The organism is Roseibium aggregatum (genome assembly GCF_017309185.1).
In the GTDB taxonomy this organism is placed as follows: Bacteria; Pseudomonadota; Alphaproteobacteria; order Rhizobiales; family Stappiaceae; genus Roseibium; species Roseibium aggregatum_B.
This window is the reverse complement of record NZ_JAEKJZ010000006.1, coordinates 367,659-381,714: the sequence shown is the minus strand read 5'-3', so window position 1 is coordinate 381,714 and position 14,056 is coordinate 367,659. Positions and strand designations below refer to the sequence as shown.

General features: G+C 62.9%; 17 protein-coding genes and 1 tRNA gene. 9 read left to right on the top strand and 9 right to left on the bottom strand.

From position 1 onward, the window contains the following. Window positions 1-20: 20 nt before the first annotated feature. The 8 genes from JF539_RS23710 to JF539_RS23675 form a co-directional block, all read right to left on the bottom strand. The gene (locus JF539_RS23710) at window positions 21-977 is read right to left on the bottom strand and encodes an AAA family ATPase (protein WP_207143213.1); all 957 of its coding nucleotides are present in this window, start codon (window positions 975-977) and stop codon (window positions 21-23) included. After that, window positions 967-2,319 carry a hypothetical protein gene (locus JF539_RS23705; protein WP_207143212.1) on the bottom strand — a complete coding sequence of 451 codons (1,353 nt, stop codon included), beginning with the start codon at window positions 2,317-2,319 and terminating at the stop codon, window positions 967-969. The genes JF539_RS23710 and JF539_RS23705 overlap by 11 nt, the downstream gene beginning before the upstream one ends. Next, complete coding sequence (locus JF539_RS23700; RefSeq protein ID WP_207143211.1) at window positions 2,316-3,050, bottom strand: DUF4129 domain-containing protein; 735 nt, start codon at window positions 3,048-3,050, stop codon at window positions 2,316-2,318. The genes JF539_RS23705 and JF539_RS23700 overlap by 4 nt, the downstream gene beginning before the upstream one ends. A 221-nt stretch (window positions 3,051-3,271) precedes the next feature. After that, window positions 3,272-3,706: a metallopeptidase family protein gene (locus JF539_RS23695; RefSeq protein WP_207143210.1), complete on the bottom strand. Its 435-nt coding sequence runs from the start codon at window positions 3,704-3,706 to the stop codon at window positions 3,272-3,274. A gap of 51 nt (window positions 3,707-3,757) precedes the next feature. Then, window positions 3,758-4,012: a hypothetical protein gene (locus tag JF539_RS23690; RefSeq protein WP_207143209.1), complete on the bottom strand. Its 255-nt coding sequence runs from the start codon at window positions 4,010-4,012 to the stop codon at window positions 3,758-3,760. Beyond that, entirely contained in the window at window positions 4,009-4,560 is a 552-nt protein-coding gene (locus JF539_RS23685) for a disulfide bond formation protein B (RefSeq protein ID WP_207143208.1), read from the bottom strand. Before JF539_RS23685 ends, JF539_RS23690 begins: the two co-directional genes overlap by 4 nt. A gap of 28 nt (window positions 4,561-4,588) precedes the next feature. Continuing rightward, on the bottom strand, window positions 4,589-5,167 hold the full coding sequence (locus JF539_RS23680; protein ID WP_207143207.1) for a YqaA family protein: 579 nt from the start codon (window positions 5,165-5,167) through the stop codon (window positions 4,589-4,591). Window positions 5,168-5,438: 271 nt separating this feature from the next. Beyond that, window positions 5,439-5,523: transfer RNA gene (locus tag JF539_RS23675), tRNA-Leu, on the bottom strand. 244 nt (window positions 5,524-5,767) lie between these two features. On the opposite strand from JF539_RS23675, the gene JF539_RS23670 reads away from it, so the two are divergent. From JF539_RS23670 to JF539_RS23660, 3 genes are all read left to right on the top strand, one after another. Continuing rightward, window positions 5,768-6,292, top strand: coding sequence for a cupin domain-containing protein (locus JF539_RS23670; RefSeq protein ID WP_207143206.1), 525 nt, complete (start codon window positions 5,768-5,770; stop codon window positions 6,290-6,292). Window positions 6,293-6,404: 112 nt separating this feature from the next. Beyond that, the gene (locus tag JF539_RS23665; protein WP_207143205.1) at window positions 6,405-7,970 is read left to right on the top strand and encodes a CYTH and CHAD domain-containing protein; all 1,566 of its coding nucleotides are present in this window, start codon (window positions 6,405-6,407) and stop codon (window positions 7,968-7,970) included. A 49-nt stretch (window positions 7,971-8,019) separates the two neighbouring features. Further along, entirely contained in the window at window positions 8,020-8,400 is a 381-nt protein-coding gene (locus tag JF539_RS23660) for a hypothetical protein (protein ID WP_207143204.1), read from the top strand. 21 nt (window positions 8,401-8,421) lie between these two features. On the opposite strand, the gene phnF is transcribed toward JF539_RS23660, so the two are convergent. Continuing rightward, on the bottom strand, window positions 8,422-9,162 hold the full coding sequence (phnF, locus tag JF539_RS23655) for a phosphonate metabolism transcriptional regulator PhnF (protein ID WP_207143203.1): 741 nt from the start codon (window positions 9,160-9,162) through the stop codon (window positions 8,422-8,424). A gap of 132 nt (window positions 9,163-9,294) precedes the next feature. On the opposite strand from phnF, the gene phnG reads away from it, so the two are divergent. From phnG to phnL, 6 genes are read left to right on the top strand one after another with little or no spacing between them, the layout of a single operon-like run. Beyond that, window positions 9,295-9,768 (top strand): phosphonate C-P lyase system protein PhnG, encoded by a 474-nt coding sequence (gene phnG, locus JF539_RS23650; protein WP_207143202.1) that lies wholly within the window; start codon window positions 9,295-9,297, stop codon window positions 9,766-9,768. Continuing rightward, the gene (gene phnH, locus JF539_RS23645; RefSeq protein ID WP_236042623.1) at window positions 9,768-10,412 is read left to right on the top strand and encodes a phosphonate C-P lyase system protein PhnH; all 645 of its coding nucleotides are present in this window, start codon (window positions 9,768-9,770) and stop codon (window positions 10,410-10,412) included. Before phnG ends, phnH begins: the two co-directional genes overlap by 1 nt. 3 nt (window positions 10,413-10,415) lie before the next feature. Continuing rightward, window positions 10,416-11,537 (top strand): carbon-phosphorus lyase complex subunit PhnI, encoded by a 1,122-nt coding sequence (locus JF539_RS23640; RefSeq protein WP_207143201.1) that lies wholly within the window; start codon window positions 10,416-10,418, stop codon window positions 11,535-11,537. After that, complete coding sequence (locus JF539_RS23635; protein WP_207143200.1) at window positions 11,534-12,475, top strand: alpha-D-ribose 1-methylphosphonate 5-phosphate C-P-lyase PhnJ; 942 nt, start codon at window positions 11,534-11,536, stop codon at window positions 12,473-12,475. The genes JF539_RS23640 and JF539_RS23635 overlap by 4 nt, the downstream gene beginning before the upstream one ends. Continuing rightward, window positions 12,472-13,260, top strand: coding sequence for a phosphonate C-P lyase system protein PhnK (gene phnK / locus JF539_RS23630; protein ID WP_207143199.1), 789 nt, complete (start codon window positions 12,472-12,474; stop codon window positions 13,258-13,260). Before JF539_RS23635 ends, phnK begins: the two co-directional genes overlap by 4 nt. Before the next feature lie 8 nt (window positions 13,261-13,268). Continuing rightward, window positions 13,269-13,973: a phosphonate C-P lyase system protein PhnL gene (gene phnL, locus JF539_RS23625; protein ID WP_207143198.1), complete on the top strand. Its 705-nt coding sequence runs from the start codon at window positions 13,269-13,271 to the stop codon at window positions 13,971-13,973. Window positions 13,974-14,056: the final 83 nt, after the last annotated feature.

Here is a 14,056-nt window from a genome sequence, read left to right as displayed (position 1 = left end):
CAATCTTTTTGACGGCCGGATCAGCGGGGAGCCTCGATCTGGTTGAGGATGTTTTCAAGGACCTGCGCCGGGCTGCGTCCCTCGATTTCCGCCGCCGGGCCGAGCACGATCCGGTGGCGCAGGGCGGGAATGAACAGCCGCTTGACGTCGTCGGGAATGGCGTAGTCGCGGCCGTTGAGCGCCGCCGTCGCCCGGGCCGCGCTCGCGAGGGCATCCGCCGCACGGGTCGAGGCGCCGTAGGCGATCTCCGAGCTTTCCCGCGTGGCGCGGACGAGCCGAAGGATATAGGCCAGGATGTCGTCTTTCAGGATGATGCCGTCGATCAGCGCGCGGGTCTCGGCGAGCGCCGCGGAATCCAGGACCTTGGCGAGACTGGCGGTCTCCATGCCGGCTTCCAGCGGTTTGGCGGCATGCTGTTGCAGGATCGACATTTCAATGTCCTCCGGCGGAAAATCAATGACCAGCTTGAACAGGAACCGGTCGAGCTGGGCCTCCGGCAGGGGATAGGTACCCTGCTGCTCGATCGGGTTCTGGGTCGCGACCACGATGAACTCGCTGCCGAGCGAATGGTCGGTGCCGTCGATGCTGACCACGCGTTCGTTCATTGCCTGGAGAAGCGCGGCCTGGGTCTTCGGCGGCGCACGGTTGATCTCGTCGGCAAGCAGGACCTGGGAAAAGACCGGCCCCTTGGTCAGGACGAAAGCGTTGGTGCGGAAGTCGAAGATCGAGGTGCCCAGCACGTCGCCCGGCATCAGGTCGGGCGTGAACTGAATGCGGCCGAAATCGAGCGCCAGCGCCGCGGCGAAGCTGCGGGCCAGCAACGTCTTGGCCGTTCCGGGAGGACCTTCGAGCAGCACGTGGCCGCGCGCGAACAGGGCAACCAGAAGAAGATCGACGATTTCGTCCTGTCCGAGAACGGTCTGGCCGATCTCCTTCCGCAGGGCGTCTGTGCGTTCGCGCAGGACCTCAAGTGTCATGGGTAATCAGCTCCAAAACCTGTTCCAGTTCATCGATTTTGTGGATGGCCGCCGAAGCGGGCAAGTGAGCGGGGAGCCCGTCGATGCTCTCCAGCGCCGCACGCAGACGGTTCGCGTAGGCCGGGTGGCGCCGCTCGGTGTATTTCAGAAAGGCGTTGCCGCTGGAATAGTGCCGGGCATTGGCGGCTCCGAACAGGGTGGTTGCCGCCGCCGCGACCCGCGCAACGGCATATTCACCGACCAGGGCGCCGTCCTGGCCGGACAGACGCATCAGACGCGCCCTTGCCTGGACTGCCAGCATCTTTCCGGCGCCCGGTCCGGTTGTTTCAGGCCGCACCGGTCCGTAGCGCAGCGCCGCGCGCCACAGGAAGAGTGTCAGGAGCAGACCGGCTCCGATCCAGAGGGTGAGAAAGGGCTGCTCGAAGAAGCGCAACAAATCCGACCAGGTCCGTTCGCGCTCGGGCATGGTGATCGGGTCGCGGAGCCAGACGGACCGGCTGTAGTCGATCACGACATTGCTCTCTTCCGCCCTGGCGCGCACCAGGTCCAGGACAATCCGTGCATTGTCGCCGAGGCGGAGCCCGTGATTGTTCAACAGGTCCGGATCGGACAGGATCAGCACCCTGTCAATGTCCTCACTGTCCTCGTCGGCATCCTCCTTCTTCGCGTCCTCCTCCTTCGGCAAAGCGCAATCGGCGAGGATCATGGCGTCCCGGTTTCCGAGGACCGGTTCGCAGGCATCGCTTTGAAACATCTGCGCGGCGTAGACCTTGGCGCGAAGGGTCTTGTCTTCGGAGGATTCGAAACGGAAGTCGGTGAAGGGTGTTTCGGCGTAGGAAATCTTCGAGCGACTGTCGCCGGTCAGGTCGGCAAGCAGAGTGTTCAGCCGGTTCCGCTCGACCAGAAGAACGGGATGCGCCATGCCGGTCAGACGCATGCCGCTGCGCCACTTGGGCAAGACGACAAGGGAGGGTACGCGCCGGGCCTTCCTCAGGAGAAGGGTCCGCGTCAGGTCGTATTCGTCCTGTTGGAGCAGCAGTTCTTCCTTGGTGGCCGGATAGTCCCGACCCTTGTCGAGAACGGTGTCGTAGACGGGCTGGATCAGGAGCCCGATGGACGTCTGGTCCATCAGCCAGCCACCGGTGAAGTTCTGCGCGCTGACCCCGTTGGAAGCGAGCCAGACCTGAAGGCCGTCAAGGCCACCCGGGGACTGGCGAAGCGACTGCTGGCGTTGGGACAGGATGTACCAGCCGGCGGCGAGAACGATGGCGCAGACCACGGTGATCGCCACGGTTTCGAGACGTATCGCGCCCGGGCGCCCGACGGAGACCGAACCGCTCACGCCACACCCGGCTTCATTGCGTCGTGACCCAGGAGTTCACGGCATCTCGCGGCATGATCCTGGAACTCGTCTTCCGTGACGCCGCGGTCGCCGAACTGAACCCGTTCGGCCCTGAAAACCAGGGTTCGCAGCAGGTCGAGCCGGTTCTGTTTCTCGGGGATGTGACGGAGCGCATCACGCGCCGTCCAGCTGCGCTGCATCAGGATCCCGTTGGCGGTGACCGTCGCAGCCAGCGCCTTCTGGGTCAGAAGCACCAGGGCCCGGCGCCGGTCCTTCATGCGCAGGATCTCGTCGAAAGAACTGAGTTTCGAAGCCCAGGCGGGAGCTTCGATGTCCGGCCTGTGGCGTCCGCTGCCCGGATTCTGCGCGTCGCTTCGCAGCGACACCGCTATGGTCCCGCCGAAACGCAGGACGACATAGGCAAGCGCGGCGAGAATGGTTGCGGCGATGAGCCCCGCGATCCAGCGCGGCGTGTCCGGGGAGCCATCTTCCGATTCGTCGTCCTCGCCGGGCCGCTTCTGCGGCTGCTGTTCGGTCTTCAGGTCCGGCGCCGGCGCCGTCGGATCGAAATAGGCGACGTCCGAATCGATCCCGCGCAACCGGGTCGAACGGAGATAGGCCGTACCGGATTCGCCGATTTCCAGGGGTTCACGGACGGCCTCCTGTGCGGAAGCCTGCGCCGGAATGCCAAGGATGAGGAAAACAGGAAAAAGCACAAATAAACGGAACATATCGACTGTATTACCGATAACCCCATCCCCCCGCAACAGACAGCTCCTGTCACGAAAGGCTCGATACCGACGGTCATATCCCATGACCCTTGGCGTAGCGTAATCCCGTTGCGGGAATGTCTCAAGGCCGGGAATGGAAGCAAGCGCCCTGACCTTGAAGTTGAACCCGCCGGCTTTCCCTGCGGCAACCACCCAGAGGAAGGGGCGAAACGACGGCGCGACTAGCGGTCCGCTTCCGCCTCGATCCGCTCCATGTCCTGGTCCGACAGACCGAAATGATGACCAATCTCGTGAATCAGGACATGCGCGACCACGTCGCCCAGCGTCTCGTCCATCGCCGCCCAATAGTCCAGGATCGGCCGGCGGAACAACCAGATGCGGTTCGGCATCTGGCCGCTGAAGTTCGCGTCGCCACCCTGGGCGAGACCCTGCCCCTCGAACAGACCCAGCAGGTCGTGCGGATCCTCCACCGACAGGTCTTCGAGCACGTCTTCCGGCGCATAATCGGCGAGGCTCACTTGAACATGGCCGCAGCGCAACAGCACGTCGTCCGGCAGCCCGGCCAGCACTTCGCTCGCCATGACTTCGAAATCCGCCAGATCGGGCGCCTTGCGTTCGGACCAGCCGCTCCGGCTGATCGGTCGGACGGATGCCATGCCGCTTCCCTTGACCCCTGAATTCATACGTTAATGCGTGAGGCGTAAGGCCTACAGGTAAGTGATAACGAGGTAAATCACCAGCCCTATCGCGAAAACAACCCCGGCGCCCCGGCCGATCCGCGTACCCCAGACCTCGATCCGGTCGTCCTCGTCCCTGTCGGCGGCGCTGAGATGATCCTTGGCCCGGTCCGCCATGCGAACGAACGTCGAGCCCGCGATGGTCTCGCTTTCCGAGTGAACCCTTTTAAGAGTTCCGAGCGCCTCTTCGCGCTGCTTGTCAGTGGGGGGCTTCGATCCGCTCATGCACCGACGATACTGTCTTTCGAGCGATCTTTCGAGCCCGCTTCAGGGCGCCGCTTCACCAATACCCCGGCCGCACCAAGCGCCAGGAGTGCCAGACCGGCCGAAGCAACCGCGTTCCAGCCGGCGAAGGAAAGACCGAACATGCGCCAGCTCGCTTCCGTGCAACTGACCACACGCGTCGTCTTCAGAGCGCCCAGCATGTCGCTTGCCGAGGTCGGCGCGCTACCGCCGCCGCCGCAATCCTTCGGCCCGTCCCAGAAGCCCCATTCCGCGCCGGCCTGATAAACGCCAAGGCCGGACCCATAGGCGAATATGGCCGTCACCGCGACGAGAACCGCGATGGCCAGACCCGTCCGGCCCCGCAGCATCAGCAGAAGCGCCAGGGCGGTCAGCGGAAGACCGGCGTAATAGGGATTGCGCTGTTGGAGACAAAGCTCGCAGGGAACGTAGCCGCCGATAAGCTGATATCCCCAGGCCGTCGCGATAACCGCAAGGCCTCCGAGCAGAACCAGCGAAGTCATGGATTGCGCCAGACGGTCCAAAGACATCACATTTCCTTGAGTTCAAACGACAAGATCAAAACACACGCAGGAGAACGAATCCGCCGACCAGCAGCACCACAAATATGGTGAACATGAGGCCGAGACGCCGTTCGATGAAATCTTTGATCGGCGGGCCGAACAGGTAAAGCAGAGCGGCGACAATGAAGAACCGTATTCCGCGTGAAACGATGCTGGCAAAGATGAACACCGGCAGGCTCAGGCCGGCGACACCGGATGCAATGGTGATGACCTTGTAGGGAAACGGCGTCAGCCCGGCGATAAAGACGAACCACCAGCCGTACTGGTTGAAGACGGTGCTGAATTCCTCGAGCCAGTGCATCTTGCCGTAGAAGGTCAGCACGGGAACCGCCACCTGGTCGAACAGGAACATGCCGATCAGATAGCCGGCAATGCCGCCCGCGACCGAAGTGATGGTGCACAGGAACGCGTACCACCAGGCCTTTTCACGCCGGGCAATCACCATCGGGATCAGTAAAATATCGGGCGGGATCGGAAAGACCGAGCTTTCGATAAAGGAGACGGACCCCAGCGCGACAGGCGCGCGCGGTCCGGCGGCAAGGGACAGGGTCCAGTCGTAAAGGCGTCTTATCATGGCGCTTCCCTTACCCGCTGCAGCGCAAAAAGTCACCTGCGGAAATCAGGGACGAACCGCCGGCCGGTTCCACCCGAGATCAATGCTCCCCGCACCTCGTCGGCATGGACGCGCCCTGCGGGGTTTTCGACACCGGCATGGCGGGAGAGCATCCGCCGAAAGTTTTTCGGAGAACGAACTGATGTCGGACAGCAGGAGACTATGGAGGGCAGAATTACGGGCCGAAGCGGTCCAGGATACGGCTCCGAAAAGCCGCGGATGCCAACAGGACTGGTGCCCCCCGCCGGAATCGAACCGGCACTCCCGAAGGAACGGGATTTTGAATCCCGCGCGTCTACCAGTTCCGCCAGAGGGGCCACCGGCACCGGAAGGCGTGCCTATCATGGGCCTGGGGCGGATGCAAGCGGTTAGAGTATCGGGCCGCGCCTCTGTCCTCAAACCGCGTCAATTTTACGATCCGCTGCAATCCTTCGCTAACCAAAAGCGCAGACAGACAGGCTTCGGCGTCCAAAAAGAACATCGGAGAACCGCCGTTTTAACGGGACCTCAATCGCACCTTCACAGATTGATCCGAATTCTAATGAACAGTCAGGTCGATCAATGAGCTCCTCCGACAGCAACGATGCCGCCGCGCAAAAAAACGTCCAGTATCTTCTGGGGTTCGAGGACGTCCGGCAACCGGCGCCCGCGGCAGGCGCCGCACTGCCTGCATCCGCGCTTTTCGGGCTGTCGCGCCTCGACAAGACCGAGCTCGAACCGTCCCCGATCGATCCGGCCTGGATCGTCGAAGGTGCGCCGGAAGCAAAGTGCAAGAACCTCTCCCGGATCGGCGACAGCTGGACAGCGGTCGATCACTGGTCCTGCACGGCCGGCAGGTTCCGCTGGCACTATGGCTTCGACGAAACAATCCTCATTCTGGAAGGCGAAGCGTTGATCGCCGACGACAACGGCAACAGCTACCACGCGACCCCCGGAACGACCCTTTTCTTCCCCTATGGCTCCGCGGCAAACTGGCACGTGCCAGCCTATGTCCGAAAGATCGCCTTCAACCAGAGGCATGTTCCGACGTATCTCCATAAAGGATTGAGAGCGATAACGAAATTGCATCACAAGCTGTTTGGCTGAGAGCGTCTCTCGGCCGTTTGAAACACTCTGTCCGGTTTCTTAGCCCGGAAACAAAAGCGCAAATTGTGCGCTTTTTCTAGACAAGCTCTTTTGACTTGGCTAGAAACGCCACATGAGCAAATCAGGACGAGAAATCGAGCTCAAGCTCGAGCTGGACCCCAAGGCGCAGGACGCGATCAGACGCAGTGGTGCCGTTGAAGGGTTTGCGGCCGGCAGGGCCGTTACCAAACCGTTGCAGTCCATCTATTTCGACACGCCGGACCAGGCCCTGCGCAAGGCGAAAATCTCTCTCCGGGTCAGAAAGTCCGGCAAGAGCTGGTTACAGACCGTCAAGATCGGTACGGGCGTTCTGGGCGGTTTGTCCTCAGCCGTGGAGGCCGAGCACCCGGTTGCGGGCCGCGCCCTCGATTTTTCCGTGATCGATGACGAGGCGGTCCGGACCAAGCTTGACGAAACCATCGCCGGCGCTCCGCTCTCGGAATGTTTCGAGACCGTGGTCAAGCGCACCTCGCGCCAACTCACCCGCGAAGCAGACGGCGCTCATGTCGAGCTCGCCTTCGACACGGGCAACATCCTCGCAGGCGAAGGCAGCCTGCCCCTGGCGGAGCTGGAGCTGGAGCTGAAATCCGGGCCGAACTCCGCCGTTTTCGACGCCGCCAAGGCGGTTCTGGAAGACGTGCCCTTCCGCTTTTCGCCCTACAGCAAGGCGGAGCGCGGCTTCCGCTTTTCCGAAGGTCTGATGCCAGAGGAGATCGAGCCTTTTTTTGCCGGCGACGTCACCTTTTCACCCGGCACCAGCGTCGAACTTGCCTTCCGCGATGTCCTGCGCTCCTGCCTGGTGCAGATCGCGGAGAACCGCATCGCGGTGCTGGCATCCGAAGCGCCGGAGGGGCCGCATCAGCTGCGGGTCGGACTGCGCCGCCTGCGCAGCGCCTTCCGCCTGTTCAGGCCGATCCTCAATCCTGTCACCCTGTTGCCGCTCGATGCCATGGCCCGAACCGTCGCCAACGAGGCCGGCGCCATGCGCGATCTGGACGTGCTGGTCGAGGAAATCGTCGCCCCGCTCGTTGAAAAGGCCCCTGAGAGCGTGTCCTTCGACGCGCTTCTGGAAAACCTGAATGCCTCCCGGGGAAAGGACACCCGCACCACGCTGACGGATCATCTGAAATCGGCGGAGGTCAACGGGTTCCTCGTCGACCTCGCCGCCTATACGGAGTGCCGGGGCTGGCTGGACCCGGGCAATTTCGATCAGACAGCGCTGCTCGCCAAGCCGATCGAGGCCCATTCCAGCGAAGCGCTGACGAAGCAATGGAAGAAGGTTCTCAAATACGGCAAACGGCTTGAGGAACTGACCATTCCGGAACGCCACGAAATGCGCAAGGCCATGAAGAAGATGCGCTACGGCATCGAGTTCTTCGGCAGCCTCTACCCGCAGGACACCGTCAAGCCGTTCTTGAAGCGCATGAAGAAGCTGCAGGACATTTTCGGCTATCTCAACGACGTCGCCATGGCCGAACAGCTGCCGTCAAAATGCAGGATCGAGGGCGAAAAGGCTCTCCCCACGGCCCAGGCCATCGGTTTCGTCATCGGCTGGCACGAGGCCCAGGCCCAGACCATGTGGCATCACGCCAAGGGCTATTGGGAAGCCACCCGCGAAACGCCGAAGTTCTGGACCTGAACCGGACACCACGCGCGAAGGCGCGACACTGAAGAACCCAGGGGCCGGAATGAAGACGTCCGCGATGGTGAGCCTGGACGACAGGAAACGGCGATCGAAGCAGAACCGGTCCGAGCGCCGGTCCGAGCGAAGGAAAGGCCCGAGGTTCTGCCTCAGCCTGGTCGCGGCGTTCTGCCTTTCGGCCAACACACTGGAGGCCGCACCCGCCGACCCGCGCCAGACTTTCGACAGCGATTGCGGAGCCTGTCACGGGCAGGGCGCGATACAACTCCTGCGAAATTCAGTCGAGAAAACAGACGCCGGGCTCGTTATGCGAGACACCGGTGTTGCGCTGGAGATTTTCCTCAAAAGCCATTTCAGACACAGAAACGACAACCTGATTGCCGTCATCCTGGAGTTTGTCGCGCAGAACCGGCCCGACGGGCCGTGATGAAACGGCGGCTGAGATTTCTCAGGCGTCCCCGCTGACCACCAGCTGCATCCGGTCGGCCGCCGCACGGGCTCGAGAGTATTGCAGCGGCTTGCCGTCCGTGCCGAGATTGACGCTCTCCATCACCAGGATGGGTTGACCGAGCGCCAGTCCGAGCTGGCGGGCGTCGTTGGCTTCCACCGGTTCCGCCGTAATCCGCGTTTCCTTGCGGAGGTAATCGTGGATGCCCGCCTTCTCAAGCGCCCTGGTGATCGAGCCGCTCTCCGCATAGTCGGTGACGAAATCGGGCACTCGCGCATTCTCGAACCAGCTTGTCGCGACGATAAAGGGAATGCCGTCCGCGACCCGCAGGGTCTCCACCCTGATCAATATGGTTCCAAGCGGCACTTCGAGCTGATGGGCAAGCATCGCATCGGCTTCTTCCAGCGACGACCCGATCAACCGGCCGCTCGGTGCGCGATTCTGTCCGGAGACGATTTCCGAAAAGCGGGTCCGGGTCCCGATCGGATAGCTCAACGGCCGTGAGGCGACGAATGTGCCGCGTCCCTGGTCGGCCCTCAGAATACCGTCGGCCGTCAGCGCCGCGATCGCCCGGCGCACGGTGTGCCGGTTGACCCCGAAGCGGGCCGCAAGCTCGGATTCCGGCGGCAGGCGACTGTCCTTCTCGAACGTGCCGCTGACGATCTCGGCCTTGATCGTTTCCATGATCTGGCGCCAGACCGCGATGCCGGCGCTCCGGTCGAGTGTGGTGTTGGTCGTCATTGGACCGTCATCAATTTTCGCTACCAAAGAGTCAACTGGATTATTTGTATAGACAAATAGACAAATCCTGTTTAGGACAGGCGGTGACTTTTGAAGTCGCCTCCTATGACGGCCAGACCGAAGGCGTGTTTCATGACCGACACAGCTTCCAGCACTACCCCTCAAGATTCCGCAACCGCCCGGCAGAACGTCATGGCGGTCCTCGCGGCGGCCAGCCCCGAAGCGGTCGCCGAACGTTTCGAACGCCTTGACGCACCGCCATTCGGCATCGTTAGGCAGCCGGAAACCGGGCTGGTGATGGTGCGCGGCCGCATGGGCGGAACCGGCAGCCCGTTCAACCTCGGCGAAGTCACCGTGACCCGCTGCGTCATTCGTCTGGAGACCGGCGAGACCGGCAGCGCCTACAGCCTCGGCCGCAACAAGAAAAAGGCGCTGCAGTCGGCCGTCATCGATGCGCTCTGGCAGTGCGGCGAGATCCGGGAACGGATCGAGGCCGAGGTGATCGCCCCCCTTGCCGCCGAACAGGCCGCGGCGAAGGAGACTGTCCGCGAGGAGACGGAAGCAACCAAGGTCAATTTCTTCACCATGGTACGGGGAGACAACTGATGCCGGCCGCCGCCGAGACGATGCCTCAAAATGCAACGCAAAACAGCGCGTTGGCTCCCGGGTTTCAGGACCCGGTTCACGACGCCCAGGACTGTTTTCGCGCGATCATGAATGCCATGGCCCGGCCCGGGACCCTCCATGGCGTAAGGACCTCGGAACTTACGCCGCCCGCACCGCTGACCCCGGCGGGCGCCGCCGCAGCCCTTACCCTTTTCGACTACGACACGCCGGTTTGGCTCGACCGCACTCTGATGGCCTCGGACGAGGTCAAGGGGTTTCTGCGGTTTCACACCGGCGCGCCGATCGTGAGCGAACCGGTCGAAGCGGCTTTCGCCCTGGTCGCCGATCCGCTTCAGCTGATTTCCCTGGCAAGCTTCAACCAGGGTTCGGCGGAATATCCGGACACATCCACCACAGTCATCCTGCTGAAACAGGATTTCGGCGACGGCGACAAAGTCACCCTTGAAGGACCGGGCATCGAAAAAAGCGCGCAATTCGCGCCGAAACCCGTTCCACCGACGTTCTGGGATCAGGTCATCGCCAACAACAGGCAATTCCCGCGCGGCGTCGATCTGATCTTCGCCGGCAGCGCGGAAATCGCCGCCCTGCCCCGTTCCACCCACGTCACCTTGCCGGAGAGCTGAACCATGTATGTTGCCGTCAAGGGAGGTGAAACAGCCATCCGCAACGCCCACAAGCTTCTGGCCAAGCGCCGGCGGGGCGACACCTCCGTTCCCGCTCTGACGCTCGAGCAGATCGCGGAGCAGCTTTCTCACTCCGTCGCCCGGGTGATGGGCGAAGGCTCGCTCTACGACGAAACCCTCGCCGCCCTTGCGATCAAGCAGGCGCGCGGCGATCTGATCGAGGCCGCCTTCCTGATGCGTGCCTACCGCACGACCCTGCCGCGCTTCGGCTACAGCGAGCCGGTCGATACCGCCGCTATGCTGGTCGAACGCCGGATTTCGGCAACCTACAAGGATCTGCCGGGCGGTCAGGTCCTGGGCCCGACCTTCGATTACAGCCACCGTCTGCTCGATTTCGCGCTCGCGGCTGAAGACGGCGACGCGGTGCCCGCCGCTGAAACCGCTCCCGTCGAAGACGTCGGCATGCCGCGCGTGACCGATCTTCTGGGCGACGAAGGCCTGATCGAACCGAGCTCCACAGACAGCGGGGACGCACCCGTCGGCGATCTCACGCGCGAACCGCTGTCCTTTCCGGCGGACCGGGACCTGCGGCTCCAGAACCTTGCTAGAGGCGACGAGGGCTTTCTCCTGGCGCTGGCCTATTCCACCCAGCGTGGCTATGGCCGCACGCACCCGTTCGCCGGCGAAATCCGCTACGGCGAGGTCGAAGTCGAATTCTTCGCCGAGGAACTCGGCTTCGCCGTCACGCTTGGGACGATCAAGGTGACCGAGTGCCAGATGGTCAACCAGTTCGCCGGATCGGCCAAGGCCCCGCCGGCCTTCACCAGGGGTTATGGGCTTGTCTTCGGCCAGGTGGAACGCAAAGCCATGTCCATGGCCATGGTCGACCGCTCCCTGCGCTGGCAGGAACTGGGCGAGGAGCCGGTCGCACCGGCTCAGGATATCGAGTTTGTCCTGTCCCATTCCGACAATATTCAGGCGACCGGCTTCGTCGAGCACCTGAAACTGCCTCACTATGTCGACTTCCAGGCAGAGCTCGATCTCGTTCGCCGGATGCGCGACGAGTGGTTCGAGAAACGCCGCCAGGAAAACGGCTCCGGCAACACTCAGGAGGCCGCGGAATGACCGGGACGGCTCAGCTTCAGACTTATGACTTCGCGGGGGGCGAATACAATTTCGCCTACCTCGACGAACAGACCAAACGCATGATCCGCCGGGCGATCCTCAAGGGCATCGCCATTCCGGGCTATCAGGTGCCCTTCGCCTCCCGCGAAATGCCGATGCCCTACGGCTGGGGGACCGGTGGCGTCCAGGTGACGGCCTCCATCCTTGGAAAGGACGATTGCCTGAAGATGATCGACCAGGGCTCGGACGACACCACCAATGCCGTCTCCCTGCGCGGCTTCTTCGAAAAGACCGCCGGGGTCAGGACCACCTATGAAACCTCCGAGGCGACGATCGTGCAGACCCGTCACCGCATTCCGGAAAAACCCCTGCGGGAGGACCAGATTATCGTCTTCCAGGTGCCGATCCCCGAGCCGCTGCGCTTTCTGGAGCCGCGCGAAACGGAAACCCGGAAAATGCACGCGCTGGAAGATTACGGCCTGATGCATGTCAAGCTCTACGAGGACATCGCCAAGAACGGCCATATCGCGACGACCTACGCCTATCCGGTGAAGGTCAACGGCCGTTATGTGATGGATCCTTCGCCGACACCCAAATTCGACAACCCGAAGATCGACCGGATGGCGGCCCTGCAGCTTTACGGCGCGGGCCGGGAAAAGCGCATCTACGCCATTCCGCCCTACACGGACGTGAAAAGCCTCGACTTCGAGGACTACCCCTTCGAGGTCCAGAAATTCGACATGCCCTGCGGGCTCTGCGGCGCGGAGAACGTCTATCTGGACGAGGTCATTCTCGACGACAAGGGCGGGCGCATGTTCGTCTGTTCGGACAGCGACTATTGCGAGGAACGCCGCGCAGAGGGCCACACCGGCCCGATGGCGGCCGACCCGGCGGCCGTCCATATCGGCGGCGGCAAACAGGAGGAGACGGACCGATGAAAGCGTTCCAGTCCGAGGATCCGCTCCTGCAGGTCCGCAATGTCACCCGCTATTACGGCGACCGGATCGGTTGCGCGAATGTCTCCTTCGATCTCTGGCCGGGCGAGGTGCTGGCCATCGTAGGGGAAAGCGGCTCGGGCAAGACCACCCTGCTCAACTGTCTGTCCACCCGGCTCGCGCCGACAGCGGGCGCCATCGAATACCGCATGCGCGACGGCGCCATGCGCAATCTCTATCAGCTCAGCGAGGCCGAGCGGCGACTTCTGATGCGCACCGACTGGGGGTTCGTCCACCAGAACGCCGCCGACGGCCTGCGCATGAACGTCTCTGCGGGTGCCAATGTCGGCGAGCGCCTGATGGCGGTTGGCGAACGCCATTACGGTAACATCCGCGCCACCGCCGACGACTGGCTGGGACGGGTAGAGATCGAAAGCGACCGCATTGACGACGATCCCCGCTCCTTTTCCGGCGGCATGCGCCAGCGCCTGCAGATCGCCCGCAATCTGGTCACCCAGCCGAGACTTGTCTTCATGGACGAGCCCACCGGCGGGTTGGACGTTTCGGTCCAGGCCCGGCTGCTGGATCTGCTGCGCCGGCTGGTCGCCGATCTCGGACTGTCCGTGGTGATCGTGACCCACGATCTCGCCGTCGCGCGTCTGCTGTCGCACCGGATCATGGTGATGCGCCATGGCAACGTCATCGAAACCGGGCTGACCGACCAGGTGCTCGACGATCCCCGCGAGCCCTACAGTCAGTTGCTCGTCTCCTCGATCCTTCAGGTATGAGGTCCAAAATGCCAGTTCGCCTCTATCTCAACAATGTCGGCAAGTCCTTCACCATGCACCTGCAGGGCGGCACGGTCATTCCCGTGGTCGACCGGGTCGAATTCTCCGTCGATACCGGCGAATGCGTGGTGCTCGGCGGACCATCGGGCGCGGGCAAGAGCTCGATCCTGAAAATGATCTACGGCAATTATCGCTGCGACAAGGGCCAGATCCTGGTGACCGTCGGCGACCGCATCGTCAACGTCGCCGACGCCGAGCCCCGGCAGATCCTGCGCCTGCGCGAGGACACCATCGGTTATGTCAGCCAGTTCCTGCGCACCATCCCGCGTGTCTCGGCCGAGCATGTCGTTGCCGAGCCGTTGATCGCGCAAGGCGCCGATGAGGCCGAAGGACTGGACAGGGCGCGTGCGCTGCTTGCCAGGCTGAACGTGCCCGAACGGCTCTGGACCCTGCCACCCGCGACCTTTTCCGGTGGCGAACAGCAGCGCGTCAACATTGCCCGTGGCTTCATCGCCCATTACCCGATCCTGCTACTGGACGAACCGACAGCTTCGCTCGACGCCGCCAACCGGGCGGTCGTGGTCCGTCTGGTGGAGGAGAAGAAGGCGCAGGGCGTCGCGATGGTGGGTATTCTCCACGATCAGGATGTGCGCGAGGAAATCGCCGACCGGATCGTCGACGTCACAAACTTCTCCGCGGAGGCCGCCGCCTGAAGACAAAAGACTGGAAACACTTGCCCGCAGCCGCAAACTGTCACAGAACGGACATGGCTCGCCCTTAGGCCAAGCTTGGCCGC

What these genes read in the sequence shown, in the direction of transcription:
- JF539_RS23710 (WP_207143213.1), bottom strand. Translation starts at nt 977, where the DNA reads ATGACACTTGAGGTCCTGCGCGAACGCACAGACGCCCTGCGGAAGGAG.
- JF539_RS23700 (WP_207143211.1), bottom strand. Translation starts at nt 3,050, where the DNA reads ATGTTCCGTTTATTTGTGCTTTTTCCTGTTTTCCTCATCCTTGGCATT.
- JF539_RS23695 (WP_207143210.1), bottom strand. Translation starts at nt 3,706, where the DNA reads ATGGCATCCGTCCGACCGATCAGCCGGAGCGGCTGGTCCGAACGCAAG.
- JF539_RS23690 (WP_207143209.1), bottom strand. Translation starts at nt 4,012, where the DNA reads ATGAGCGGATCGAAGCCCCCCACTGACAAGCAGCGCGAAGAGGCGCTC.
- JF539_RS23685 (WP_207143208.1), bottom strand. Translation starts at nt 4,560, where the DNA reads ATGTCTTTGGACCGTCTGGCGCAATCCATGACTTCGCTGGTTCTGCTC.
- JF539_RS23680 (WP_207143207.1), bottom strand. Translation starts at nt 5,167, where the DNA reads ATGATAAGACGCCTTTACGACTGGACCCTGTCCCTTGCCGCCGGACCG.
- JF539_RS23670 (WP_207143206.1), top strand. Translation starts at nt 5,768, where the DNA reads ATGAGCTCCTCCGACAGCAACGATGCCGCCGCGCAAAAAAACGTCCAG.
- JF539_RS23665 (WP_207143205.1), top strand. Translation starts at nt 6,405, where the DNA reads ATGAGCAAATCAGGACGAGAAATCGAGCTCAAGCTCGAGCTGGACCCC.
- JF539_RS23660 (WP_207143204.1), top strand. Translation starts at nt 8,020, where the DNA reads ATGAAGACGTCCGCGATGGTGAGCCTGGACGACAGGAAACGGCGATCG.
- phnF (WP_207143203.1), bottom strand. Translation starts at nt 9,162, where the DNA reads ATGACGACCAACACCACACTCGACCGGAGCGCCGGCATCGCGGTCTGG.
- phnG (WP_207143202.1), top strand. Translation starts at nt 9,295, where the DNA reads ATGACCGACACAGCTTCCAGCACTACCCCTCAAGATTCCGCAACCGCC.
- phnH (WP_236042623.1), top strand. Translation starts at nt 9,768, where the DNA reads ATGCCGGCCGCCGCCGAGACGATGCCTCAAAATGCAACGCAAAACAGC.
- JF539_RS23640 (WP_207143201.1), top strand. Translation starts at nt 10,416, where the DNA reads ATGTATGTTGCCGTCAAGGGAGGTGAAACAGCCATCCGCAACGCCCAC.
- JF539_RS23635 (WP_207143200.1), top strand. Translation starts at nt 11,534, where the DNA reads ATGACCGGGACGGCTCAGCTTCAGACTTATGACTTCGCGGGGGGCGAA.
- phnK (WP_207143199.1), top strand. Translation starts at nt 12,472, where the DNA reads ATGAAAGCGTTCCAGTCCGAGGATCCGCTCCTGCAGGTCCGCAATGTC.
- phnL (WP_207143198.1), top strand. Translation starts at nt 13,269, where the DNA reads ATGCCAGTTCGCCTCTATCTCAACAATGTCGGCAAGTCCTTCACCATG.